Genomic DNA, 26,012 nt, shown 5'->3' with positions numbered 1-26,012 from the left:
AGTTCGCTCGCCACTTTGGGCATGCTCGTCCTCGAAAAAAACTTGATCCCCGTTTGCAGGAGCACCTATGACCACGCCAAAGAAAGCCGCGCCAGAACCTCGCGCCGAGGCCTCGCGAATTCGTGAAGGCCTGCCCTTCCCGCTGGGCGCAACCTGGGATGGTCTGGGGGTCAACTTCGCGTTGTTTTCCGCCAACGCCACAAGGGTCGAACTGTGCATTTTCGATGACTCGGGCGAGGTGGAACTTGAACGCATCGAGCTGCCTGAATACACCGATGAGATCTACCATGGCTACTTGCCCGACGCCCATCCGGGGCTGATCTATGGCTATCGCGTCTATGGCCCGTACGACCCGGCCAATGGGCATCGTTTCAACCCCAATAAATTGCTGATCGACCCGTATGCCAAGCAACTGGTCGGTCAGTTGAAATGGTCCGAAGCATTGTTCGGCTACACCATCGGCCACCCCGACGCCGACCTCAGTTTCGATGAGCGTGACAGCGCGCCCTTTGTGCCCAAATGCAAGGTCATCGACCCTGCGCACACCTGGGGTCACGACCATCGCGTGAGCGTGCCGTGGGATAAAACGATCATCTACGAAACCCACGTGCGCGGCATCAGCATGCGACACCCCTCGGTTCCCGAAAATGTGCGCGGTACCTTTGCCGGGTTGATGGTCGATGATGTGCTGGAGCACATCCGCAAGCTCGGCGTGTCGTCCGTTGAATTGCTGCCGATCCACGCCTTCGTCAACGATCAACACTTGCTGCACAAAGGCATGACCAATTACTGGGGCTACAACAGCATTGCCTTCTTCGCCCCGGACCCACGCTACCTGGCCAGCGGCAAGATTGCCGAGTTCAAGGAAATGGTCGCGCACCTGCACGAAGCCAATCTGGAAGTGATCCTCGACGTGGTCTACAACCACACCGCCGAGGGCAATGAACAAGGGCCGACCCTGTCGATGCGCGGCATCGACAACGTCTCCTACTACCGCTTGCAGCCCGACGACAAACGCTTCTACATCAACGATTCCGGGACCGGTAACACGCTGGACCTGAGCCATCCGTGCGTCTTGCAAATGGTCACGGATTCCTTGCGCTACTGGGCCTCGGAAATGCACGTCGACGGCTTTCGCTTTGACCTGGCGACTATTCTCGGTCGCTACCACGACGGTTTCGATGAGCGCCACAGTTTCCTCGTGGCCTGCCGCCAGGACCCGGTGCTGCGCCAGGTGAAAATGATCGCCGAACCCTGGGACTGCGGCCCCGGTGGCTATCAGGTGGGCAACTTTCCGCCGGGCTGGGTGGAATGGAACGACAAGTTTCGCGACACCGTGCGCGCGTTCTGGAAAGGTGACGATGGCCAACTCGCCGATTTCGCCAGCCGCATGACCGCCTCGGGCGAGATGTTCAACCAGCGGGGGCGGCGCCCTTACGTTTCGTTGAACTTCATCACCGCCCACGACGGTTTCACCCTCAACGACCTGGTGTCGTACAACGACAAACACAACGAAGCCAACGACGAGAATAACCAGGACGGCAGCAACAACAACCTGTCCTGGAATCACGGCGTTGAAGGCCCGACCGACGACCCCGAGATCAACGAGCTGCGCCAGCGGCAGATGCGCAATTTCTTCGCCACGCTGTTGTTGTCCCAAGGCACGCCGATGCTGGTCGCCGGCGACGAATTCGCCCGGACCCAGGAAGGCAACAACAACGCCTATTGCCAGGACAGCGAAATCGGTTGGGTCAACTGGGACCTCAGCGAAGACGGCAAGGCCTTGCTCAAATTCGTCAAACGCCTGATCAAGCTGCGTCTGACTTACCCGATCCTGCGTCGCGGGCGCTTCCTGGTGGGCAATTACAACGAGGACATTGGCGTCAAGGACGTCACCTGGCTCTCGCCGCACGGTGGTGAAATGTCCCAGGAACAATGGGGAGAGGCCCACGGTCGGTGCCTGGGGATCTTGTTCGATGGCCGCGCCCAGGAAACCGGCATCCGCCGAAAAGGTGCGGACGCGACCCTGTTGCTGGTGGTCAACGCGCACCACGACATCGTCAACTTCACATTACCGGAAGTGCCGGATGGTGGCTTCTGGACTTGCATGATCGATACCAATCAACCGTCGATTCGTGGGCAGGAACGTTTCGAGTTCGGTCACGAGTACTCAGTGACTGCCCGCTCACTGCTGCTGTTCGAATTGCAGCATGAGGACGAAGAGTAGCGCACGCGCAGGTTTGGGCGACCCTTTGCGCAATCGGCTACAAGTCGACTAAAAATAAACGGACTTAGATGAAACCGTCACGCGACGAACAGCGTGACTTGAGCAATACTCTGTTGCCGACAATCCAGGGTACGGAGCGTTGCACAATTGTCATCAAACAGAACAAGGACGTAGGCCCGATGAAACCCGTCTGCATCATCGACAGCAGCCAGCCAGCACAAATCTGGAACAGTGCGCTGCAGCTGGACAATATCCCGGTCATCAACACCCAGACCCTGGTCCCCACCGGCGCCCGCGCCGTGGTGATCGCGCCGCATCCCGGCGATGAAGTGGTCTTCTGTGGCGGCTTGTTGCAACTGCTCTCTACCCTCGAACATCCCCTGCAATTGATTTCGATCACCGATGGCAGCGCTCCCCATCCGGGTTCGCAACAATGGTCGGAGAAGCGCCTGAGCGTGTTTCGTGGTCAGGAAAGCGTCGAAGCCTTGCGCCGGCTTGGCTTGCCGTTGCACAGCCTGAAATGGATTCGTGGCGGTTTCACCGACAACGCCCTGGCCGAACACGAGACGCAACTGACCCAATTCATTGCCCGTTACTTGCGCCCTGGCGACGTCGTGTTCAGTACCTGGCGCGAAGACGGCACGTCTGATCACAACGCCGTCGGTCGTGCCTGTGCCCTCGCGGCGAGCCAGGTCGGCGCGACGTTCCATGAAATGCCTGTCTGGGCGTGGCACTGGCCGGCTCGCGACCATGGCCTGATGCCCTGGCACCGAGCGCGCAAAGTGCGCCTAGACACCTGGACCGTCGCGCGCAAAAGCCACGCCACCCACGCCTATGCCAGCCAGCTCGACGGCGAGCCAGCCCTGGGCATTGCCCCCCTGCTGCCCCGAGTGATCCTGGACCGCATACGTATGCCTTACGAAATCGTGTTCATCTGAAAATCCCGTAGCAGCCGTAGCAGCTGTAGCAGCTGTCGAGCCTGCGAGGCTGCGTCCGGCTGCGAAGCAGTCGTGAAATCAGACGGCGCGGTGTTTCATAAAGATCGCATGTGCAGGTTTTACGACCGCTACGCAGCCGAACGCAGCCTCGCAGGCTCGACAGCTGCTACACCTGCTACACCTGCTACAGCTGCTACAAAATTGCAGTGGCACTGAACTGCCCGCAGCGACATCAGTCGCATGCATAAGCAGTCCTGATTCGAGGAGCAAACGTGACCAGCGATCCCGAGCAGCGGGCCGCCTTGCACCCGTCCCCGACGATTCATCGCCTGAGGGTGCTGACGGTCAACACTCACAAGGGGTTCACCGCCCTCAACCGGCGTTTCATCCTCCCGGAGCTGCGCGAGGCGGTGCGCAGTACAGGCGCCGACCTTGTGTTCCTGCAGGAGGTGGTGGGTGAACACGATCGGCATTCATCCCGTTACTACAACTGGCCGCAGACCTCGCAATACGAATTCCTCGCCGACAGCATGTGGAGTGACTTTGCCTATGGGCGCAATGCGGTCTACCCCAATGGCCACCATGGCAATGCCTTGCTGTCGAAATACCCGATCCGTGAATTTCGTAACCTTGACGTATCGATCACCGGCCCCGAACGACGCGGGTTGTTGCACTGCGTGCTGGAAGTGCCGGGGCACGCAGAAGTGCATGCGATTTGCGTGCACCTGAGCCTGCTCGAAAGCCATCGCCAGTTGCAGTTGCAGCTCCTGTGTCAATTGCTCGAGTCCCTGCCCGACCAGGCCCCGGTGATCATCGCCGGCGACTTCAACGACTGGCAGCTGCAAGGCAATGCCGCCCTCGCCCGTCGCGACTATTTGCATGAGGCCTTCGAACGCGCCCATGGGCGCCCGGCCAAAACCTACCCCGCCCGCTTTCCCTTGCTGCGCCTGGACCGGATTTACCTGCGCAATGCCAGCAGCCATGAGCCACGAATTCTCGGCAACAAACCCTGGACGCATTTGTCGGATCATCTGCCGTTAGCGGTGGAAGTGCACCTTTGAATGACCGGTGGGCTCCATTCAAGTCCTTGCTTCGAACGAAAATACGCGCCCCTACCTGTTATTTCTGACAGTAGCGGCGTTCAACATCTGTTGTTACGGTGCAACTATCCGTATCCGTTGCACGTTCGGATACACAACCCGTAGCAGCCACTGTTGCCAAAGACTTTTCAGTTCGGACCCTGCATTACCGATGTCGTCTCGCAATTCGCGCTGCCCAGGGCGCCTGACACGCTGTCACTCACCACGAGTGACGGTGTCGTGGCGCCGATCGATGCGTGGAGACGAACATGGAAGCGACCCACTACCGTTATTCGGCCTGCGCCTTGACGTTCTGGCTATGTGTGGGCTGGTCGCAAATCGCCGATGCGGCCTGTTCGCTCATATCTACCGCCGGCAACGACAACTATGTGTGCGACAGTGGCATTAGCGGGCCACTCACCGATTTGTCGGGTAATAACGTCCTGACCTTCCCCGCCAATGGCACTGGAACCATTAATGGCAATGTGACCTTTGGTGCAGGTAGTGACCAGGTATTGATGCGCTCGGGCACCCTTGCTGGTGTGCTCGATCAAGGTACTGGCGCCAATACACTGCAAATCGACAACGGGATAATTACCGGCGAAGTCCATCAACAGAGTGGCATTGACACGTTCATCATGAATGGCGGCAGGATTAAGTCCCTGGCGCAAGGCGACGGGTTCGACCGATTCCTGATGACCGGCGGCACCATTGTCGACGTGTTCGAAGACGGTGACTTTGCAGAAATGACCGGGGGAGTCATCGGCCGGGTCGACATGAAGCTCGACGACAATACCTATGTCATGTCGGGTGGGCAGATCCTGGGCAATCTGGTGACCGGTTTTGGCAAGGACACCATCATCCTTTCCGGTGGGCGGATTGGTGGCAACCTCAGCGTCAGCGGCGGCAATGACAGCATTACCGTGACAGGCGGGGAAATCGTCGGCCAGGTTCGCGCCAGTTTCGGCAATGACAAACTGCTCTGGGAAGGCGGCGGCATCCTCCGTTCCGCCATCCTGATGGGTGACGGCAATGACAGCGTGACCCTGCGCAACCTGACCGAAAGCACCCTCGCCCTGACCCCGGCAATCGATGGCGGCAACGACAACGATGTACTGACTTTCGACCACGTCGCCACCGCCGGCCCTGCGCGCTACTCCAACTGGGAGTCGGTCAACCTGAGCAACGGTTCGAAAATGGACCTTGCCGGCATTTTTGTCCTGGGAGACAGCGCCAGCGGCACCGGCGTGTTCAACATTGATAGCAGCAGTACGCTGACGTCCGCTCAGGGCAGCATGATGCCCTTTATCGCGGGAAAGCTTGCCACGTTGAATAACGCAGGGACCCTCGATCTGAGCAGCGGCAATAACCGCACCAATGACACGCTGACCGTGCAAGGCAGCTACGCGGGTAACGGCGGCCAGATGCTGCTGCAAAGCTTGGTGGGTGACGACAGTTCACCCAGCGACAAACTGGTGGTAATCAATGGGTCGATAACCGGCAGCACGTTGATCACTGTCAGCAACCTGGGCGGGACCGGTGGGCTGACGCAACAGAACGGCATTCAACTGGTGCAGGCCCAAGGCACGGCAGTCAGTAACGCCGATGCCTTTGCGCTCAAGACTTCGGTGTCGGCCGGTGCCTTCGATTACCGACTGTTCAAGGGCGGCGTCACACCGGGCACAGAAAACAGTTGGTATTTGCGCTCGGCAGTCGTGGCCCCGGCCACCATAGCCGTACCCAACCCCGATCCGACATTGCCGCAACTCATCGTTCCGGTTGTCGCAACGCCCGTGCCCGCCGAAGCACCGGCGGGCAGTCCTCCATTACCGGTTTTACCAGCCGCTGTATCGGGTGCGGCACCAATCCCGCTTTATCGCCAGGAAGTTCCCGTCTGGTCGATACTGCCGCCCGCCGCCGCACAACTGACCCTGAGCGCACTCGGCACCTTCCATGATCGCCAAGGTGATCAGCGGCTGCTCACTGAAACCGGGGCATTGGGCGCTGGCTGGGGCCGAGCCTATGGCAAGAACCTTGATCAGACCCGGGCCGGTACCGTGACGCCACGCCTGAACGGGTCGCTCAGTGGTTTCCAGGTGGGTAACGACCTGTACAGTTCGCAGACCTCCGGAGGTCAGTCCCAACGCACCGGTTTTTTTGTCGGTCACACGCGTTTGCAGGGGGATGTCGACGGTTTCAACGAAGGGTTCGAAGGCAAACGTGCTGGCAACGTAGAAGTTGAAGGCGCCAGTTATGGCCTGTATTGGACATTGACCAACCCTGGGGGCTGGTACGTCGACACCGTCATCATGGGCACCCGGCTGGACGGCGATGCGCACTCCGAACGGGGTCTTAAGTTGGATAACCGCGGTCATGTGCTGACGTTATCAGCAGAAACCGGTTACCCCTTTCCAATCGGGGGTAATTGGGTGATTGAACCCCAGGCACAAGTCATCCACCAAAAAGTTTCGCTGGACAGCCAGGATGACGGTGTCTCCCACGTCTCATTCAATTCCGACAACGCCTGGACCGGTCGCCTCGGTGCAAGATTCAAGGGGCGCTATGAAGTCAGTGGCCGGCCGCTGGAGCCTTATGTGCGCGCCAATCTATGGCACACCTTTTCCGGCACCGACTCGGTGACCTTCGCCGGTGCTGAACGGATCGATACTGAACAGCGTTCGTCTTCGGCCGACCTGGGAGTCGGCTTGGTGCTAAGCCTCGCCAAAGCAGTGAGCGTTTATGGCGGCATAGACTACAGCAGTAACATCGACAGCAATCAGCTGCGCGCGATGGCCGTAAACGTAGGTGCGAGGGTCAGTTGGTAACCGGCAGAGTGTCTCAAAAAAGTGCCAACACGAGAGTTTTTTGACGGTTTATCGAACAAACAAGCGCTTAGATACGCGCCGTAAATCAGTCACTTGTAACACACAAAATACCCATACCATTTATCGGCCATTTTCTTGACGCACTGTCAACGGTCTTCTTAGCTACACCTTACTACCCCCGAAGTACCATCAGGGGCATCCCCAAGACACCCGCCAAACCGGGCGCCCAAAGGCGTGCCCCAATCCACTCGGTCGCCCCTCATTCGGGGTAGGAGAGACGCCACAGCGAGATACCGCATGCGATTGCAAGGTAGACCCCCATGAAAACTTCATTCACCCAACAAGAGATAAAAGTCACTTTTTGCACTGTCTCCAGCTCTATCTTGCTGTGCTCAACCCTGGAGGTCCAGGCGGGACCGGTCGAGCAAGAAACCGCCCCGTGGTATCGCCAGGAAGTCCCTGTTCTGACCTTGCCCAATAGCATCATGGCGTCCTATCCCGGCCACTTCGGCCTCGCATCCGATACAACAAGCTCACACCTGACCATCGAAGACGCAGCCCCTTCAACCTGGGATCAGGTGTATGGCAAACCGTCGCGGCAGGCGCAGACCGACTACCTGTCGCAGGGATTCTCGATCCCTGGCAGCACTGAACTCAAAGGCCCGGCGATCCTCACCTTGCAAAGCAGCAGCGGCCATACCCAGAAAGTCGGCCTGATCGGCGGCACAACCCGCCTGCAAGGCGACAGCAACGGCTTGCTGACTAGCCCAGCCCTGGCCGACCCCAACAACGACACCCTTAACCTGCAAGGCCAGAGCCTCGGCGCTTACTGGAGCCTGATCGGCCCTCAAGGCTGGCATGTGGATTTGACTGCCAGCGGCGGCCGGGTCAGCGGCTTCAGCCGCAACGAACAGGGTGAACGACTAGCCACAGAAGGCAGTGCGATGACCTTGTCGGTGGAAGGCGGCTTCCCGATTGGCTTGACCGAGAACTGGGTGGTTGAACCGCAGGCGCAATTGATCAATCAGCGCATTACCCTGGATACGCCGTACGCCGGCTCGGGCAATGCGTCATCAAGCGAGCTGACGTCCTGGAGCGGTCGGGTCGGCGCCCGATTGAAAGGTAGTTACGACATCAACGGCCTGGGCGTCGAACCCTACGTGCGAACCAACTTGTGGCACACCGTGTACACCGGCAATACCGTGACGCTCGACCAGGTCGACAAGATCAGCAGCAGTCGAAATTCATCAACGGTCGAAGTGGGTTTGGGACTGGTGGCCAGAGTCACGCCTGCGGTCAGCTTTTATGTCAGCGCCGATTACAGCAGTGATGTGGATGACAATGATTTGAACGGGTTGATTGGGAGTCTGGGTGTGCGGATGCGGTGGTAAAAGTTTGTGTCGTTTTGGCTGTCACCACACCTGTAGGAACCGAGCTTGCTCGCGATAGCGGTATGTCAGTCACCTTTGATTTCGACTGAAGTACCGCTATCGCGAGCAAGCTCGGCTCCTACAGGCGTGGCTTGCCGCGATGACAGATCAACCCTCCGGCCGCAAGATCAATACCGCCAGCGGTGGCAGGTTCAACACCAACGACAGTGCTTGCCCATGGCTCGGTGTTTCCTCGCTGAACGCCCCGCCACTGTTGCCGTAGTTGGAACCGGCATACAACGCCGCATCGCTGTTGATGACTTCGGTCCAGCGCCCGGCGAACGGCACGCCCACGCGATACCCCTCACGCGGCACCGGGGTGAAGTTGGCCACGACCAACACCGGCCTGCCCTCCTTGCTCCAGCGCAACCACGCGTAGACGCTGTTGATCGCATCGTCGCCAATCAGCCACTGGAAGCCTTGCGGGGCATCGTCCTGCTCATGCAGCGCCGGTTCTTCGCGGTACAGCCGATTGAGGTCGCCGACCAGTTTCTGCACCCCTTTGTGCTCGGGGTATTGCAACAGGTACCAGTCGAGTTGCTGATCGTGGTTCCACTCGCGCCACTGGCCGAACTCACAGCCCATGAACAACAGCTTCTTGCCAGGGTGCGTCCACATGAAGCTCAAGTAGGCGCGCAAATTGGCGAACTTTTGCCAGCGATCACCGGGCATCTTGTCGATCAGCGAATGCTTGCCATGGACCACTTCGTCGTGGGAAATCGGCAGGATGAATCGCTCGGACCAGGCGTACACCAGGCCAAAACTCAGTTCGTTGTGGTGATGCGCGCGGTACACCGGATCCTGCTGGATGTAATGCAGCGAATCGTGCATCCAGCCCATGTTCCACTTGTAGGCAAAGCCCAAACCGCCCTGTTGCGTACTCTGGCTGACACCCGGCCACGCCGTGGATTCTTCGGCGATGACCAGCGCCCCAGGCGCCTCCAGTGCCACCACGTCGTTGAGATGGCGCAAAAAGTCGATGGCTTCGAGGTTTTCCCGACCACCATGGCGGTTCGGCACCCATTCGCCGGCCTTGCGCGAGTAGTCGCGATAGAGCATCGAGGCCACCGCATCGACACGCAGGCCATCGACGTGGAAATGCTTGAGCCAGTGCAACCCCGAGGCCAGCATGTAACCGTGCACTTCGGTGCGGCCCAGGTTGTAGATCAGCGTGTCCCAGTCCTGATGAAAACCTTCCAGCGGGTTGCCGTATTCGTACAGCGCCGTGCCGTCGAACTGCGCCAGGCCATGGACATCGGTGGGGAAATGCGCCGGCACCCAATCGAGAATCACGCCGATTTCCGCCTGATGGCAGGCGTTGACGAACGCGGCAAAGTCATCGGGTGAACCGTACCGCGCGCTCGGGGCGAATTGCGAAAGCAGTTGATAACCCCACGAGCCGCCGAACGGGTGCTCCATGATCGGCATCAGCTCGATGTGGGTGAACCCCAAATCTTTCACATAAGGAATCAGCCGCTCACCCAACTCGTGCCAGGTGTACTGGCGGGCGACTTCGCCCAAATCATCCAGTTCACATTGCCAGGAACCGGCGTGCAATTCGTAGATCGACAGCGGCGCAGTTGGACGCTGACGTTCGCCCCGCGATTGCATCCACGCCTGATCCTGCCAGTCGATGGTCAGTGGTGACGCGACCTTCGAAGCGGTGTCTGGCGGCAAGGTGGTGGCCAGCGCCATCGGGTCAGCCTTGAGTGGCAAGATACCGTGGGTGCCGAGAATTTCGTATTTGTAGGCTTCGCCTGCTCGCAGACGCGGAATGAACACCTCCCAGACCCCGGTGGGATGACGCAGGCGCATCGGGTGGCGGCGACCGTCCCAGTTGTTGAAATCACCCACCACCGAAACGCGTTTGGCATTGGGCGCCCACACGGCGAAACGTACGCCGTCGATACCATCGACCGTCTTCAATTGCGCACCGAGGCAGCTGCTCAGGTCGCGGTGATTGCCTTCGGCGAACAGGTACAAATCCATTTCGCCGAGCAGTGGGCCGAAGCTGTAAGGGTCTTCGCACACCTGTTCGCCCCCGGCCCAGCGGGTACGCAACAGGTACGCCTGCGCACGGTCGAAGTGCCCGACAAACAATCCCGGGGTCTGGGTGGCTTCAAGGCTGCCGAGTTCCTCCCCGTTGTCCCTGGCCAACACCTGCACGCTCAACGCGTCTGGCAAATAGGCTCGAATGAATTGCCCGCCGGCACCGTCGCCATGGGGACCGAGAATTGCAAAAGGGTCGTGATGTTCGGCGCGCACCAACGCATCGATATCCCGAGACCTGGGCAGTAGCGCCTCTTTGGCGTGACCCTGTTCCTTGTTCGAGAAACTCATGACTACTCTCCACCAAGATCGGAAAAGGGTTTAAGCCCACTCAATAATCCATACAAGCCGTGCAACGGCACCGGCAGCCAAGTGGGTCGATTTTCGGCCTCATACGCCACTTCATAGGCCGCCTTCTCCAGACCGAACAACGCCAGCGCGGCGTCCTCGCCTTCCGGATCTTGCCATGCATGAGCAAGACTAGCTGCCGCCAGCCGATAAGCGTCGACAAATGCCTGTTTTGCTTCAATCAAGTAGCGCTCGGCCACCCGTTGACGAGCAGCCTGTGCCTGCGCAGTGTTGTCGACGTTGTGCACATTGATCGTCATCGCAGCGGCGTAATCGAAAGAGCGCAACACACCACTGACATCCTTGTATGGGCTGTGCTTACCCCGACGTTCATGCAACGTCCGCGCCGGCTCGCCCTCGAAATCGATCAGGTAGGCGTCACCCTTGATCACCAGCACCTGCCCCAGGTGCAAATCACCGTGGACACGCATGCGCAAACCACCGGCGGCTTTTTTACCGAGTTCCAGCACATGGCCGAGGATGGTTTTTTTGTTGTCCAGTAAACGGCTGACCAAGGCTTTGTCCGCCGGGCTCAGTTCATTTTGATGGCGCTTGAGCAACTTCAGTGCATGTTCCATTTGCGCTGCCACATCCTTGGCCGAGGCCAGCGCCTCTTTCTGTGTGGTGACCTGCGGGGCGAAGTCCGGGTCTTTCGTCGGGGTCGCGAGTACCTGATGCATTTCCCCGAGGCGCTGGCCGAGCATGCCGGCAAAATCCTTCAGCTCGCCGAGTGCGTTGTAGTGCTGCTCCTGCTCGGACACGGCGTCGGCCAACTCGTCACGCAAGGCGCGTTCAAGGTTGTTCTGAGTCCATTCCCAGGCATCGCCCTGATTGCTCAAATAGCCCTGAGCGATCATCAACAACGTGTCCTCGCCTTGTTCATCGCGGCGAACCACCGAGCCCAGCAACGGCGAAATATTGGCAAACCCGGCCTGGGTCAGGTACGCGCTCATTTCCAGTTCCGGGTGCACGCCCGAGGCGAGTTTGCGGATCAGTTTGAGCACCAGGCTGTTGCCGATCACCACCGAACTGTTGGATTGCTCGGCGGACAGATAACGCACAGGGGATTCGTCGGTCAGACCGAGTTTCGCCAGCTCTGCGGTCGGTTCGAACCGGATGTCGCCCGCGCTCGAAGGCAGCACTGTGTCGTCGTGCATGCCTTGCAACACTGCACGGACAAAGTGTTCAAGACTAAAGGCGTCGGTGATCAACCCCACCTGGCGCCCGCGTCGCACCCGCGACAAGGCCAATTGCTGGGGCAGCGCGGCCCCCACCTGGTCTTCGGGGATAAAGCCGAACGGCAACTGATAGCGATGGGTCTGGCCGGCACTCGTCACTTCGATTTCGCTCAGCAGCACCGGGTGCAGCGGATCACCGAAACGCACGCCGTAGGCCAGGCTGACCTGTTCGATGGCCGCGTCCTTGCCGGCAAACCAGCGGCGGTTTTGCAGCCAGCTTGGCAGGATGCCTTGCTCCAGCGTGCCACGGGACGGCGTCTCGAGCAGTTCTTCCATGCGCTTCTTCAGCACCAGCGTGGTGAAGTCCGGCAGGCTCTGCGCCGGTTCAACGTGCCAGCTCGGCATCTGGTTTTCCGCTGCAAGCCCGAACCAATAGAAGCCGTAAGGCGCCAGCGTCAGCAAGAAATTCAACTGACCAATCGGTGGAAAGGCGTTACCGCCGAGCATCTCCACCGGCACCATGCCGACGTAGGCCGACAGGTCGAGTTCTGCCGCTTGCGCGCTGCGCGAGACGTTGGCCACACACAGGATGATTTCGTGTTTGCCATCGGCCCCGGTGAATTCACGGGTGTAGGCCAGAATCCTGCGATTGCTCGGCGACAGCATTTTCAGCGTACCGCGCCCGAACGCCTTGGATTGTTTGCGCACGGCGAGCATGCGCCGGGTCCAGTTGAGCAACGAATGCGGGTCGCCCGCCTGAGTTTCGACGTTGACCGACAGGTAGCCGTATTGCGGGTCCATGATCGGCGGCAGCACCAGGCTGGCCGGGTCGGCGCGCGAAAACCCGCCGTTACGGTCGATCGACCATTGCATCGGGGTGCGCACGCCGTCACGGTCACCGAGGTAGATGTTGTCGCCCATGCCGATTTCATCGCCGTAATACAGGGTCGGCGTGCCCGGCATCGACAGCAGCAAACTGTTGAGCAGTTCCACGCGACGACGATCGCGCTCCACCAAGGGCGCGAGGCGCCGGCGAATCCCCAGGTTGATCCGCGCCCGACGGTCGGCCGCGTAGTAATTCCACAGGTAATCGCGCTCCTTGTCGGTGACCATTTCCAGGGTCAGCTCATCGTGATTGCGCAGGAAAATCGCCCACTGACAGTTGGCCGGGATCTCCGGCGTCTGGCGCAGGATGTCGGTGATCGGGAAGCGATCCTCCTGAGCCAGCGCCATGTACATGCGCGGCATCAACGGAAAATGAAAGGCCATGTGGCACTCGTCGCCGTTCAAACCCTTGGCGTCGGTGTCGCCGAAATACAACTGGGTGTCTTCCGGCCATTGATTGGCTTCGGCCAACAGCATGCGGTCCGGGTAATTGGCGTCGATCTCGGCACGAATCTGCTTTAAGACATCATGGGTTTCGGGGAGGTTTTCGTTGTTGGTGCCGTCACGTTCGATCAGGTACGGGATGGCATCCAGGCGCAGGCCGTCGATGCCCATGTCGAGCCAGTAACGCATGACCGAGAGCACAGCTTTCATGACTTGCGGGTTATCGAAGTTCAGGTCGGGCTGGTGGGAGTAGAAACGGTGCCAGAAGTACTGGCCGGCGACCGGGTCCCAGGTCCAGTTGGATTTCTCGGTGTCGAGAAAGATGATGCGCGTGCCGTCGTATTTTTGATCGTCATCGGACCAGACGTAGAAGTCTCGCGCCGCCGAACCGGGTTTGGCCTTGCGTGCGCGCTGGAACCAGGCGTGCTGATCCGAGGTGTGGTTGATGACCAGTTCGGTAATCACCCGCAGGCCACGCTTGTGCGCCTCGGCAATGAAGCGTTTGGCGTCGGCCATGGTGCCGTAATCGGCATGCACGCCACGGTACTCGGCGATGTCGTAGCCATCGTCGCGGCGCGGCGAGGGGTAGAACGGCAACAGCCAGATGGTATTGACGCCAAGGTCGGCGATGTAATCGAGTTTGGCGATCAAGCCCGGAAAGTCGCCGATCCCGTCATTGTTGGAGTCGAAAAACGATTTGACGTGAACCTGATAGATCACCGCGTCCTTGTACCAGAGCGGGTCTTTGATGAACGTGGCTGCCTTGGGTTTCTTCGCCATTTGAAACTCCTGTTGAATTCGAAAAGGCCGCTGAGCCGATCACCCGCCTCAAACCCAATGATTACCTGTGGGAGCGAGCTTGCTCGCGATGGCGATTGAACATTCAACAACTGTGCTGTCTGTCAAATTGCTATCGCGAGCAAGCTCGCTCCCACAGGGTTCTGCGTGCTAGACGGTAATCCGCCAGATCCCGAACGGCTGGTAGGCCGGGTCGATGCGCATGAACTGGTACTTGCCATACCAGGTCCAGCGGTGGCCGTTCATCAAGTCCTCGCCCTGGGTGCTGGCGTCATCGGGCAGGCCCATTTCCCACAGCGGCAATTCGAAAGTGGCTTCTTGAACGTTGTGTGGGTCCAGGCTGACCGCCACCAAAATGAAGTTGCCGCCGTCCGCGCTGCGTTTGCCGAAATACAGAATGTTGTCGTTCCAGGCGTTATAGACCTTTAAGCCCAGGTGCGTGTGCAGCGCCGGGTTTTGCCGACGAATCCGGTTGAGCTGGGCAATTTCGGCAATGATGTTGCCCGGCGCATTGAAGTCCCGCGGGCGGATTTCGTACTTCTCGGAGTCGAGGTATTCCTCTTTGCCCGGTATTGGCGCCGCCTCACACAACTCGAAGCCCGAGTACATGCCCCACAAACCCGAACCCATGGTCGCCAGCGCCGCGCGGATCAGAAAACCCGCGCGCCCCGACTCATGCAGGAAAAACGGGTTGATGTCCGGGGTATTGACGAAAAAATTCGGCCGGTAGCATTCGCGCCACGGTGACTCGTTGAGCTCGGTGAAATACGTCGCCAGCTCATGCTTGGTATTGCGCCAGGTGAAGTAGGTGTAGCTCTGCGAATAGCCGACCTTGCCCAGCCGCGCCATCATCGCCGGCGTGGTAAAGGCTTCCGCGAGGAAAATCACCTCGGGGTACAGCGCCCGCACATCGGCGATCAGCCACTGCCAGAACGGCAGCGGTTTGGTGTGAGGGTTGTCGACGCGAAAGATCTTCACACCCTCTTCAACCCAACCGACCACGATGTCGCGCAGTTCGACCCAAAGGCTAGGGATGGCGTCGTTAGCGTAGAAGTCGACGTTAACGATGTCCTGGTATTTCTTCGGCGGGTTTTCGGCGTATTTGATCGTGCCGTCCGGCCGCCAGTTGAACCAGCCCGGGTGCTGCTGCAACCACGGGTGGTCCTGGGAACACTGAATCGCAAAATCGAGGGCGATTTCAATCCCGTAGTCCGCCGCCGTGGCGACCAGGTGGCGGAAGTCTTCGCGGGTGCCCAGTTGCGAGTGAATCGCCTCATGCCCGCCCTCTTCGCTGCCAATGGCATAGGGACTGCCCGGATCGTCCGGACCGGCAGTCAGGGAGTTGTTCGGGCCTTTTCGGTAGTTGCGTCCGATGGGATGAATCGGCGGGAAGTACAGGACGTCGAATCCCATGTCCTGAATCATCGGCAACCGCGAGTGCACGTCATTGAACGTGCCGTGTCGGGCCGGATCATCGGTGATCGAGCGCGGGAACAGCTCATACCAACTGGCGAACTGCGCCAGCTCCCGTTCGACATCCAGCGGGTACTCCGGGCTGAGGCTCACGTAGGCGCGATGATCGGCCTGAGCCATCAGCTCGGCGCTACGTTGGTGCACAAACAGCGCGACCTGCTCGTTTTCGAGCAGGCCGGACAACTCATGGTGCAACGCCGCCAATTGTTCGCTTAACAGGCCTTCGCTGCGCCCGGCGGCCTGCTGGACCAGCGTGCGTCCTTCCTGCAACTCAAGACTGACGGGGATTCGCGCTGCGTGCTTCTTTTCCAGTTCGTAGCAGAAACTGGCGAACTGATCGATCCAGGCCTCGATGCAGAACAGATAGCGCCCCTGACGCTCGACGCGGAACTGGCCCTGCCAGCCATTGTTGCCCTGGTCGGCCATCACTTCGCTTTGCCAGATGTCATCGCCATCGGCGCGCCAGCGCAGCCGCACCGCCAGTTTGTCGTGACCGTCGGCAAACACTTTGCTGGACACCACCACGTCCTGACCCACCACGGCTTTGACGGCGAACTGTCCGCCATCCAGGGTCGGCTGGGTGTTTTCAATCGCGATTCGCGGCAGCAGTAACGCCTGCGACAGCGGCATGTGAGGGTTGTAGTTCAGCTCTGTCGGTTTTTGCGCAGTCATCGAGCATCGCTCCTTCACGCCCCATGGACGCTCTTGTACCGGGTTTCCCTGAATGGATTCGCTTAGGTTGGGAGCCACCGGATTCGATAAAAGTTCAGAGTGATTTGCCCAGGCTGATTGCCGGGGAATCAATTCGCGCGTCAGCAGGTCAATCCACTTAAGCACGAGTTACGCCATGTGCCACCGCAGACTGACACTCGGAGATTTCAACAATGAGTATTCCAATCCCCGCCGAAACGCCTGATCCGAACATCGACAGCCCGGTCATTCCACCCACCGAACCGGAGCCAGTACCCGAGGAAGATCCGCCCGGCACCCAGCCACCGCCTCGGGAAGAACCACCGAGCACAATGCCGCCGGTGATTGTGAAGCCGTGATCGTTCCCGCGCAGAGCGTGGGAACGATGATTACCCGGTGTGATCCTTGTCGATCAGCCGCACAATCCTCGGCATCACGCTAAAGATCGCCAACGCCAACACCGTACTGAACAGCGCCGTCGCCTCACGTCCCAAACCGGCCGAGACGCCGATCGCGGCGGTCATCCATAACCCGGCGGCGGTGGTCAGGCCTTTGACGTGGGCTTCGTCGCCGTCGGTGTTTTTCAGGATAGTCCCAGCCCCCAGAAAACCGATCCCGGCAATGACGCCCTGCACCACCCGGCTCATGGCGTCGGCCTGGGCGCCGGACATCTGCGGCACCAGCACGAACAGCGCGGCCCCCAACGCCACCAGCATGTGGGTGCGGACGCCGGCGGCCTTGCCCTTGTGCTCTCGCTCAAAGCCGAGGATGCCGCCCAGCACAGCGGCCATCAGCAAGCGCACGCTAATGCGCGTCAGTTGGGAGGCGTCGCCGATGTCGGCGAACTCCGCTTGCAGCGTCACCCAAACCTCATGCCACCAGGCGTTCATGCTGTGGTCCTTTTGAGTTGTTAGAGGGTGGACCGCGCTGACCACTAATCGGTTGCAGCGAACGATGGTCGTCCTGCGCGCCCTAACGTTCATGTACTGCTGAATAAAGGACCTGCCCCATGACCGTGCGCATCGAAAACCAGACCTGCTTTTTTATCCTGGAAAACGGCGAGGAAATTCGCCTGTGCCCCGACGTCACCATCATCACTGACTCGGACAAAGCCATGTCAGCCGTCGACCTGAACGGACAGCGCGTCTACATCACCGAAGCAGAAGCCGATGCATTGACCGTAGCAGGCGCGGTGGACGGTCGCCGGCACTTGATGACCACCAACAGTGATTCGGTGATTTGACTGACGCTGATCAACATCGTCTGCGCCGGTCTGATTTACGTATGCACGTCCTGCTGTGGCAGGTGCTTCAAGTTGTCGCAGGTAGCGGGTCAGCGCTCATCTGATCCGCTTTTTATTGCAATACCTGAGTCTGTTATGCAAACAGATCGACGCTCATAGTGCGCTGGCCTGATGGAGGCTGATGAGCGACAGACCATGAGCGATAGAATCCCCGTCCGATTAGTTGAAAGCGCCCCTGTACAGACTTTTGAGCCTTCGCGTCCAAAGCTGAAGGCCAAGTCCAGCGACAACTTGATCCATACCCGCAGTTTTACCGGCCTGTTCCGCACCTTGCGCCTGAGCGGTGCGAGTTTTCTGTTTTTACTGTTTTTCGGCACGGTGTGGCTGAACTGGGGCGACCGCCAAGCGGTGCTCTGGGACCTTTCCGAGAGCAAATTCCACATCTTTGGCGCGACCTTCTGGCCGCAGGATTTCATCCTGCTCTCGGCGCTGCTGATCATCGCCGCATTCGGCCTGTTTGCGATCACCGTGTTCGCCGGCCGGGTCTGGTGCGGGTACACCTGCCCGCAGAGTTCCTGGACCTGGATCTTCATGTGGTGCGAGAAGATCACCGAAGGCGAGCGCAACCAGCGAATCAAGCTGCAAGCCGCGCCATGGGGCTTGAACAAACTCTTGCGCCGCTCAGCCAAGCACACGCTGTGGCTGGCGATCAGTCTGCTCACCGGCCTGACATTTGTCGGCTACTTCACACCGATCCGGCCGCTGGCCGAAGAACTGCTGACCTGGCATATGGGCGGTGTCAGCCTGTTCTGGGTGCTGTTCTTTACCGGCGCCACTTACATCAACGCCGGTTGGTTGCGTGAAGCCGTGTGCATGCACATGTGTCCGTATGCGCGGTTCCAGAGCGTGATGTTCGACAAGGACACCCTGACCATTTCTTATGATGCTGCCCGAGGCGAAAATCGTGGCCCGCGCAAACGTGAGGTGAAACCGGCCGAGGTCGGCCTGGGTGATTGCAACGATTGTCAGTTGTGCGTGCAGGTCTGCCCGACCGGCATCGACATTCGCGATGGCTTGCAGATGGAATGCATCGGTTGCGCGGCCTGCATCGACGCCTGTGATTCGATCATGGACAAAATGGGCTACGCCCGCGGGCTGATCAGCTATACCTCGGAGCATGAATTGCAGGGTGGCAAGACGCACCTGCTACGGCCACGGCTGATCGGTTACACGGCGGTGCTGCTGGTGATGATCGGCGCCCTCGCCCTCGCGCTGGTGGAGCGGCCAATGGTGTCGCTGGACGTGAGCAAGGACCGTGGGCTGTTCCGCGAGAACAGCCAGGGCCAGATCGAAAACATTTACAGCCTGAAGGTCATCAACAAAACACAGCAGCGTCAGGACTATCGTTTGACCCTGGTCGAGGGTGACGGCTTTCAGTTGCAGGGCAAAACGCAGCTGAGCCTGGCGCCCGGCGAAATTGTCGATGTGCCGGTGTCGGTGGCGATGACCACGGAGCGGCCAGCCAGCAGCTCGCAGGCGATCACGTTCAGGGTTGTCGACAGTGATGAACCGGACATTTATAGCGAAGCGAAGAGCCGGTTTGTTGCGCCGATGAACCGCTGATCCCTTAGACTGCGGTGCTGCCATTCGCGGGCATGCCCGCTCCCACAAGGACATCGCAATACCTGTGGGAGCGGGCTTGCCCGCGATGAAGACACCGCGGTCTTTCAAAAAATGACACCGATCCGGGCTCAAGATGAAACGCTACGAAAAATTCGCCGACGACATCGCCGAACTGATCCGCTCCGGCGTCCTCGGTCCCGGCCAGCGCGTGCCATCCGTGCGCTACGCCAGTCAAACCTACGGCGTCAGTCCGTCCACGGTGTTCCAGGCCTATTACCTGCTCGAACGCCGAGGCCTGATCCGCGCCCGGCCGCGCTCCGGCTACTTCGTCAACGCCCACGCACCGAGCCCGTTTTCGGAGCCGGTGATCAGCAGCCAGGTCAACGAGTCCACCGAAGTCGACGTCAGTGAACTGGTGTTCTCGGTGCTCGACTCGATCAAGGACCCCAATACCGTCGCGTTCGGCTCCGCCTTTCCCAGCCCCTCCCTGTTCCCGCTGCAACGCCTGTCGCGCTCGCTGGCCAGCGCTGCCCGGGAAATGGACCCGCGCATGGTCGTCACCGACATGTCACCGGGCAACCCGCAATTGCGTCGACAAATCGCCCTGCGCTACATGGTCGGCGGGCTGATGCTGCCGATGGAAGAACTGTTGATTACCAACGGCGCGCTGGAAGCCTTGAACCTGTGCCTGCAAGCGGTCACTGAACCCGGCGACCTGGTGGCCATTGAAGCGCCGGCGTTCTACGCCTGCCTGCAAATTCTGGAACGGTTGAAACTCAAGGCCGTGGAGATTCCGGTGCACCCTCGGGACGGCATCGATCTGGGTGTGCTGGCTCAGACGCTGGAACGTCATCCGATCAAAGTCTGCTGGTGCATGACCAGTTTCCAGAACCCCATGGGCGCGACCATGCCCGAGGCGAAAAAGCAGGAATTGGTCGAGTTGCTGCGCCGTCATCAAGTGCCGCTGATTGAAGATGATGTCTACGCCGAGCTGTATTACGGTCAGCAGGCGCCGAAACCGGCCAAGGCGTTTGATACGCAAGGGTTGGTGATGCACTGCGGCTCGTTCGCCAAAAGCCTGGCCCCCGGATACCGCATCGGTTGGGTGGCGGCCGGGCGTTATGCGCAGAAGATCGAACGCTTGAAACTCATGACCTCACTGTGCGCCTCGATGCCGGCGCAGGCAGCCATCGCCGATTACCTGCAACACGGTGGTTACGACCGACACCTGCGCAAACTGCGTTACGCCCTCGAAGAACAGCAAAGCGCCATGCTCGCCGCCATCGCCCGCTATTTTCCGGCACAGACCCGCGTCAGCCAACCGGCCGGCGGCTATTTCCTGTGGCTGGAATTACCGGCGCAGATGGATTCGCTGAAGTTGTTCCAGATGGCGTTGGCGCAGGGCATCAGCATCGCGCCGGGACCGATCTTTTCGCCGACGCAGCGGTTTCGCAACTGCATCCGCTTGAATTACGGCAGCCCTTGGAATGAGGCGGCGGAGAAAGCCATGGAGACGTTGGGGCGGATTGTGCGGTCGTTTTAAAGCGCCATCAAAACAGTGGCACCTCTAGATTAAAGTCGGTACATTTAGAATTAGCCCAAGCCAATTTATTACTTAACTAGCTTAAGCAGCCATTATACACACCACCAGAGATCAACATGCCCGAGTACATAGTCCTAAAAGGAGTCGCACTCTCCAACTTCAAAGGCATCGGTACAACCGTTCAAAAAATAGGCCCATTCAAGCAGTTCAACTTTTTCGTCGGCCCAAACAACTCAGGAAAATCCACTGTTTTATACTTCATATCAAAATACCTGAAAAAGTTGAATACCGACGCAAAGCATAGAGAAGAAGCAGCAGAGTTTGCAATTGCCGACCTAGAAAGAAACATAGAAACAAAATCCGCCATCCCCACTATCGGGAGCTGCATTACTGCAAACGACTTAATCGAAGCTGAAATCAACGCAAACAACTCATCTATCGCCTCGCACGAAGCGTTTCGAGCGCTCTCCAAAAGCATACTCACAACATTAGCTGACGAAAACGACCTTATTTGGACTAAACCGCGCCGAACTCAAAAAGGTCGCATTCAACTACTTGATAAAAACTTCAATGACGCCTTCGAAAACTTATCGAAAGACGACCTTCAAAGAATAACAAATACGATAAACGAGTTCAGCAGCCAAAAACAATCGGACTCAGATGCGTTAGATTCCTGGATACAAATTCTTTTGGCGCACGCAAAAATCACAATAAAAAAAGATGCATGCCTCATACCTGCCATAAGAGAAATAAATACGGAGGATGCTACAGATACGTCCTCTGGCTCAGGACTTATAAAAAAACTAGCAGAACTCCAGAATCCCAACAGTTACGGTATCGACATACACGAACCATTCGATAAAATAAACAACTTTTTACGCTCCGTGTTGCAAAATACGACAGCCAGGATCCAGATATCCTATAAAAATGAAATATCTGTATTTATGGACAAGAAAACGTTGCCACTGGAATCCCTTGGCACTGGAATTCACGAAATTATTATTTTGGCAGCAGCCTGTACTCTGCTTGAGAACAGTGTCATTTGCATAGAAGAGCCGGAACTCCATCTTCATCCCGCCTTGCAGCGCAGACTAATGAGGTATCTTGCAGAGGAAACAACAAATCAATATTTTATTGCAACACACTCAGCCTCAATAATTGACATGCCTGACGCTGCAATATTTCAAGTAAAACAGAGCGAAACAGGCACAACGATCAACTCAGCCTTCTGTTCGGCTTCAAAGTCCAACCTTGTCCAAGATTTAGGATATAAAGCATCGGACATACTACAAGCAAATTTTATCATTTGGGTTGAAGGTCCGTCCGACAGAATCTACCTAAACCACTGGATCTCAAACTTTACAAAAGACACGAAACACAAATTAAAAGAAGGCATTGACTACTCAATTATGTTTTACGGAGGCCGCCTGCTCAGTCATTTATCACTAGATGAATCAGAAGACTTCGAAGAAGACGTCGATGCATTGATCGCTGTGAAGGCACTAAATCGCAACTTGGCCTTCATCATAGACAGTGACATGCAGTCCGACTCCGACACAATCAACAGCACAAAAACCAAAATAAAAAACAAGATCGAAGAAAATATCAACGGACTTGAAAACAGCAATCTTTGCTGGATCACACGCGGTCGCGAAATTGAAAACTACATCCCTTACCCTACAATACTCAGTACAATCAAGAACTGTTACAAAACCACCTTTCAACACCAAGATCCGCCAACATCCGAATTCTCTAACATCTTACACTTCGAGAGAAAGGACGGAACACTATTCAAAAAAGCTGATAAAGTTCGCATTGCTAAAATTATCTGTAAATCCGAACCTGACTTCACTGTTCTTGACCTATCAGAAAGACTACAAGAACTTGTGAAAAAAATTATCGCATCCAAAAATAGATAAAGCGGAAACCCGCAAGATACTTTGCGGGTTTTCGCATACTTACCTTCCACCCCCCAGATCAACAAACGTCCCGGTCGCATAAGAAGCCTTGTCCGACAACAACCAGACAATCGCCTCAGCCACTTCATCCGGGCGTCCACCGCGCGCCATCGGAATCGCCGATTCAAGCTTGCTGACCCGGTCCGGGTCGCCGCTCAGGGCATGGAAGTCGGTGAAGATGAAGCCCGGCCGCACGGCATTGACGCGAATGCCCTCGCCCGCGACCTCCTTGGACAAGCCGATGGTGAAGCTGTCCAGCGCACCTTTGGACGCGGCGTAATCCACGTACTCGTTGGGCGAGCCCAAACGCGAGGCCACCGAAGACACGTTAACGATGCTGCCACCCTGTCCGCCGTGTTTGGGTGACATGCGCAGGACCGCGTGCTTGGCGCAAAGGATCGGTGCCAGGACGTTGGTCTTGAGGATTTTGAGAATGCGGAATTCGGACATTTCGTCGACCCGGGATTTGTGCCCGACGGTGCCGGCGTTATTCACCAGTGCCGTAACCCGACCCAGTTCGGTGTCCACCCGGTGGAACAGCGCGATCACTTCATCTTCAATGCTGACATCTGCGCGCACCGCAATGGCTTGAGCGCCCAGTGCTCGAACTTGCTCCAGCACGCTTTGCGCGGCGGTCTCGTCAGATTGGTAGTTGATACAAACCCGATATCCCTGCCTGGCGGCCAACAGAGCAGTAGCGGCACCGATACCGCGACCGCCACCGGTGATGACGATGACTTTGTCCATGTAGGCGTTCCCCCATTCCAGCGTAAGCAATCGGAATCAAGGATAACCGTCATTGCCGGCTTTTGCATGGTCACACATCAACAGACATTACCAACACCCCGCCACACTACCGTCCGTAGCAGCTACCGACCCTGCGAGGCTGCGTCCGGCTGCGAAGCAGTCGTAAACCCGATACACGCGGTCTTTCTGAAATACCGCGCCGCCAGATTTCACGACAGCTTCGCTGCCGAACGCAGCCTCGCAGGCTCGGCAGCTGCTACAGACGGTGGGATCTTCAGGCCGTCGACAGTTTCTCTGCGCGCCGGATGTCCACCATGAAGCGGTCGGCCGGCTGCGGGTGCCCCAGCAGATAGCCTTGCAACGAATCACACCCCAGTTTGGTCAGGAAGTCTTGCTGCACGCCGGTTTCGACACCTTCGGCGACGATCCGCAAGCCCAGGGCCTGACCGAGTGCGACAATCGCCGAGACAATCGCCGCGTCGTCGCTGTCGTGTTCCAGGTCGCGGACAAACCCACGGTCAATCTTCAACTCATTAGCGGGCAGGCGCTTGAGGTACATCAAGCTCGAATAGCCCGTCCCGAAATCATCGATGGACAGGTCGACGCCCATGGTCGAGAGCTCCTGCAACACCGTCATGCTGGCGTCCGCATCGCTCATGGCGGTGGTTTCGGTGATTTCCAGGGTCAGGCTATTGGCCGGCAGCCGGTGCGTGCTCAGGGCCTTGGCCACACTTTGAACCAGGCCTGCATGGCAGAACTGCAACGCCGAGAGGTTCACCGCGATCCGCCAGTCGGTGTAACCCTGCACATACCATTCGCGCATCTGACGGCAGGCTTCGTTGAGCACCCACTCGCCAAGCGGAATGATCAGCCCGGTCTTTTCCGCCAGATCAATAAAAGTGTCCGGCAGCATCATGCCCCGTGTCGGGTGTTCCCACCGCAGCAGCGCTTCGGCGCCCACCGGCCGGCCATTGCTGGCGTCGAACTTGGGCTGGTAATAGAGGCTGAACTGTTCCTGATCGAGCGCATTGCGCAGGTCTTGCAACAATTGAAGCTGTTTGCGCGCGTTGCTGTTCATCGACGCGTCGAAGAAGCTGTAGCCGTTTTTACCGGCGCCCTTGGCGTGGTACATCGCCGCGTCGGCGTTCATCAGCAAATCCTGGGCGTTCTGGCCGTTACCCGGGTATAGCGCGATGCCGACGCTGGCGGAAATCTGCAAGTCATGTTCAGCCACCCGGAACGAGCGCGCGATCAACCCCACCTGACGCGCCGCCAGGCCGAGCGCGTCATCCGGCTCGGCGAGCCGTACCAGCAGCACAAATTCATCGCCGCCGATGCGCGCCAACGTGTCCTGGCTACGCAAATCTTCACGCAGGCGCAACCCGACTTCGCGCAACAACTGATCGCCCATGTGGTGGCCAAAAGCATCGTTGACCGGTTTGAAACCGTCCAGGTCGATGAACATCAGCGCAAAACAGCCACCCTGCTCCTTGACCTTGGACATGGCCTGCTCGATGCGATCAGCCAGCAAGACGCGATTGGGCAAACCGGTCAGGGGGTCGTGCAAGGCCAGTTGGGTCAGTTCGCGGTTAGCCTCGGTCAGTGAGCGCGCCAGGTCAGCGGTGCGTGCTTCCAGTCGCGCATCGAGCACTGACGTCAGCAAAGCGATGCTCAACACCGCCAGCGTGGTGATCAGCACCAGATTGTCCAGGCCCTTGCCATTCAAGCCGCTGGCAGCAGCGCCACAGAAACTGCCCTCAGGAAAGCGCGCTGCCGCCATGCCGGTGTAGTGCATGCCGACGATGGCGATGCCCATGACCACCGCCGCGCCGCCACGGAACAGACTGACATACGGGGTGTGCTGTCGCAGCCGGAAGGCGATCCAGAGAGCCACGCCCGAGGCACCAACGGCGATCAGCAGCGAGGTGCCAAACAGCGTCGGGTCGTAATCGATGCCCGGTTGCATGCGCATGGCGGCCATGCCGGTGTAGTGCATCGCACTGATCCCGGCACCCATCACCAACGCGCCGAACGCCAGTTGCCAGGCCGGCAACCGTGGCTGGCTGACCAGCCACAGGGCAAATCCGCAAGAAAGGATCGCGGTCAGCAGCGACAGCAATGTGATGGTGAAGTCGTAGCCCAGGTCGATCGGCAAATTGAACGCGAGCATGCCGATGAAGTGCATCGACCACACCCCGATGCCCATGGCGAAGGCTCCACCCGCCGTCCACAAATGCACCGCCCGGCCTCTGGCCGTAGCGATACGCCCGGTCAGGTCGAGCGCGGTATAGGACGCGAGAATCGCTACACAGAGCGAAATGATAACCAGCGTGGGGGAATAGCTACCGATCAGCATGAGACTTCTCGCGAGCGCCCGGCGTAGAGGGTTTTTACTCTGGGGGCAAATGCCGGCGATTGTACTGATTGCGTAAAAGAACGCACTTACAAAATAACCAAATAGCCATCAACCCGATGAAACGCTTGTTTGATGCCCGCGAGGCTGCGTTAGCTTGTAGCAGCTGCCGAGCAGCGCG

General features: G+C 58.4%; 16 protein-coding genes. 10 read left to right on the top strand and 6 right to left on the bottom strand.

Annotated features, from left to right (window positions below):
- The first annotated feature begins 67 nt into the window (after positions 1 to 67).
- The 5 genes from glgX (at position 68) to BMS17_RS26100 (ending at position 8,460) form a co-directional block, all read left to right on the top strand.
- Positions 68 to 2,227, top strand: a complete 2,160-nt coding sequence (gene glgX, locus BMS17_RS26120; protein WP_046032198.1) for a glycogen debranching protein GlgX — start codon at positions 68 to 70, stop codon at positions 2,225 to 2,227.
- A 179-nt stretch (positions 2,228 to 2,406) separates the two neighbouring features.
- Positions 2,407 to 3,165, top strand: coding sequence for a PIG-L deacetylase family protein (locus BMS17_RS26115; protein ID WP_077432224.1), 759 nt, complete (start codon positions 2,407 to 2,409; stop codon positions 3,163 to 3,165).
- A gap of 272 nt (positions 3,166 to 3,437) precedes the next feature.
- Positions 3,438 to 4,226 (top strand): endonuclease/exonuclease/phosphatase family protein, encoded by a 789-nt coding sequence (locus BMS17_RS26110; RefSeq protein ID WP_046032197.1) that lies wholly within the window; start codon positions 3,438 to 3,440, stop codon positions 4,224 to 4,226.
- A 287-nt stretch (positions 4,227 to 4,513) separates the two neighbouring features.
- The gene (locus BMS17_RS26105) at positions 4,514 to 7,069 is read left to right on the top strand and encodes an autotransporter outer membrane beta-barrel domain-containing protein (RefSeq protein ID WP_077432099.1); all 2,556 of its coding nucleotides are present in this window, start codon (positions 4,514 to 4,516) and stop codon (positions 7,067 to 7,069) included.
- A 320-nt stretch (positions 7,070 to 7,389) separates the two neighbouring features.
- Positions 7,390 to 8,460 carry an autotransporter outer membrane beta-barrel domain-containing protein gene (locus BMS17_RS26100; RefSeq protein WP_046032196.1) on the top strand — a complete coding sequence of 357 codons (1,071 nt, stop codon included), beginning with the start codon at positions 7,390 to 7,392 and terminating at the stop codon, positions 8,458 to 8,460.
- Between the two features lie 147 nt (positions 8,461 to 8,607).
- On the opposite strand, the gene glgB is transcribed toward BMS17_RS26100, so the two are convergent.
- The 3 genes from glgB to BMS17_RS26085 all read right to left on the bottom strand — a co-directional run bounded on the left by glgB (position 8,608) and on the right by BMS17_RS26085 (position 16,346).
- Positions 8,608 to 10,839: a 1,4-alpha-glucan branching protein GlgB gene (glgB, locus tag BMS17_RS26095; protein WP_077432098.1), complete on the bottom strand. Its 2,232-nt coding sequence runs from the start codon at positions 10,837 to 10,839 to the stop codon at positions 8,608 to 8,610.
- A 2-nt stretch (positions 10,840 to 10,841) separates the two neighbouring features.
- Complete coding sequence (gene treS, locus BMS17_RS26090) at positions 10,842 to 14,183, bottom strand: maltose alpha-D-glucosyltransferase (protein WP_077432097.1); 3,342 nt, start codon at positions 14,181 to 14,183, stop codon at positions 10,842 to 10,844.
- Between the two features lie 168 nt (positions 14,184 to 14,351).
- On the bottom strand, positions 14,352 to 16,346 hold the full coding sequence (locus BMS17_RS26085) for an alpha-1,4-glucan--maltose-1-phosphate maltosyltransferase (protein ID WP_046032193.1): 1,995 nt from the start codon (positions 16,344 to 16,346) through the stop codon (positions 14,352 to 14,354).
- Positions 16,347 to 16,558: 212 nt separating this feature from the next.
- On the opposite strand from BMS17_RS26085, the gene BMS17_RS30445 reads away from it, so the two are divergent.
- Positions 16,559 to 16,723 (top strand): hypothetical protein, encoded by a 165-nt coding sequence (locus tag BMS17_RS30445; protein WP_175648999.1) that lies wholly within the window; start codon positions 16,559 to 16,561, stop codon positions 16,721 to 16,723.
- 30 nt (positions 16,724 to 16,753) lie between these two features.
- Here the strand turns inward: BMS17_RS30445 and BMS17_RS26080 are convergent, their stop codons facing one another.
- Positions 16,754 to 17,254: an MgtC/SapB family protein gene (locus BMS17_RS26080; RefSeq protein WP_046032192.1), complete on the bottom strand. Its 501-nt coding sequence runs from the start codon at positions 17,252 to 17,254 to the stop codon at positions 16,754 to 16,756.
- A 119-nt stretch (positions 17,255 to 17,373) separates the two neighbouring features.
- Here BMS17_RS26080 and BMS17_RS26075 point away from each other — a divergent pair, with 119 nt between their 5' ends.
- From BMS17_RS26075 to BMS17_RS26060, 4 genes are all read left to right on the top strand, one after another.
- Positions 17,374 to 17,607 carry a DUF3203 family protein gene (locus tag BMS17_RS26075; protein ID WP_046032191.1) on the top strand — a complete coding sequence of 78 codons (234 nt, stop codon included), beginning with the start codon at positions 17,374 to 17,376 and terminating at the stop codon, positions 17,605 to 17,607.
- Positions 17,608 to 17,802: 195 nt separating this feature from the next.
- The gene (gene ccoG, locus BMS17_RS26070) at positions 17,803 to 19,230 is read left to right on the top strand and encodes a cytochrome c oxidase accessory protein CcoG (protein WP_077432096.1); all 1,428 of its coding nucleotides are present in this window, start codon (positions 17,803 to 17,805) and stop codon (positions 19,228 to 19,230) included.
- Positions 19,231 to 19,363: 133 nt separating this feature from the next.
- Positions 19,364 to 20,773 (top strand): GntR family transcriptional regulator MpaR, encoded by a 1,410-nt coding sequence (gene mapR / locus BMS17_RS26065; protein ID WP_046032189.1) that lies wholly within the window; start codon positions 19,364 to 19,366, stop codon positions 20,771 to 20,773.
- 116 nt (positions 20,774 to 20,889) lie between these two features.
- A complete protein-coding gene (locus BMS17_RS26060; protein ID WP_077432095.1) occupies positions 20,890 to 22,692 on the top strand; it encodes an ATP-dependent endonuclease in 1,803 nt (600 codons plus the stop codon).
- 39 nt (positions 22,693 to 22,731) lie between these two features.
- Here the strand turns inward: BMS17_RS26060 and BMS17_RS26055 are convergent, their stop codons facing one another.
- Both BMS17_RS26055 and BMS17_RS26050 read right to left on the bottom strand, forming a co-directional pair.
- Positions 22,732 to 23,478 carry an SDR family oxidoreductase gene (locus BMS17_RS26055; RefSeq protein WP_046032188.1) on the bottom strand — a complete coding sequence of 249 codons (747 nt, stop codon included), beginning with the start codon at positions 23,476 to 23,478 and terminating at the stop codon, positions 22,732 to 22,734.
- A gap of 274 nt (positions 23,479 to 23,752) precedes the next feature.
- Complete coding sequence (locus BMS17_RS26050; RefSeq protein ID WP_077432094.1) at positions 23,753 to 25,834, bottom strand: bifunctional diguanylate cyclase/phosphodiesterase; 2,082 nt, start codon at positions 25,832 to 25,834, stop codon at positions 23,753 to 23,755.
- Positions 25,835 to 26,012: the final 178 nt, after the last annotated feature.

The organism is Pseudomonas sp. C9 (assembly GCF_002000165.1).
GTDB lineage: Bacteria > Pseudomonadota > Gammaproteobacteria > Pseudomonadales > Pseudomonadaceae > Aquipseudomonas.
Note: the sequence above shows the minus strand (reverse complement) of the source record. Positions and strands in the feature narration are given on the sequence as shown.